The sequence below is a fragment of the Galbibacter pacificus genome (assembly GCF_029603165.1).
GTDB classification, from domain to species: Bacteria; Bacteroidota; Bacteroidia; order Flavobacteriales; family Flavobacteriaceae; genus Galbibacter; species Galbibacter pacificus.
The window spans coordinates 1-700 of sequence record NZ_JAQSVC010000018.1 but is presented as its reverse complement, the minus strand read 5'-3'; the positions used below and the strand labels follow the sequence as shown (position 1 = coordinate 700).

Sequence of the window (700 nt, the reverse complement as noted above, 5' to 3'; positions counted from 1 at the left end):
ACGCGCAGGGAGAAAATGTCAGAACAGCTGGAAGAGCTTTGGCAGTACGCCCAGAGCGTGGCCGATGAAGAGGACAAAGATCCAACACCACCGGACTTCACGAAAATGGACAGGGAGAAAGTGGAAAGGACCGCCCAAAAGATCAATAAAATACTCAAGGGAACCCCCGGGGTCGACAGCAAACAGAGGGCCAAAGCACGGTACATTGAAAAGCACTTTCCCGCCAATATAGAAAAGTACGAAGGGCAGGAAGCGCTACTGGCCGGGCGCAACAGTTACAGCAAGACCGATCCCGAGGCCACCTTCATGCGGATGAAAGAGGACCATATGCAGAACGGGCAGCTCAAGCCCGGTTACAACGTACAGGTCAGTTCCGAGTCACAGTTTATCATCCATTACAGTCTCCACCAGACCACCAATGACATCCACACGCTCAAACCGCACCTGCAGACCTATGAATACCTTTACGGGGCACTCGCCGAAAACCTGACCGCCGATGCCGGCTACGGCAGTGAGGAGAACTATGGGTACCTTGAAAATGTGGGAATCGAGGGCTACGTGAAGTACAACACCTTTGACAAAGAGGAACAGAGCTACAAATCCAAGAAAAAGAAAAATGGAAAGGACGATTTTAACAGAAATAACCTACACTATAATGCGGAAGGTGACTATTACGTATGCCCGATGGGACAGCATATGG

General features: G+C 50.6%; 1 protein-coding gene. It reads left to right on the top strand.

Annotated elements, in window-relative coordinates; translation table 11 throughout:
- Positions 1 to 700, top strand: a 700-nt coding sequence (locus tag PSF86_RS17740; RefSeq protein ID WP_277901432.1) for a transposase, incomplete at both ends; no start/stop codon positions are given.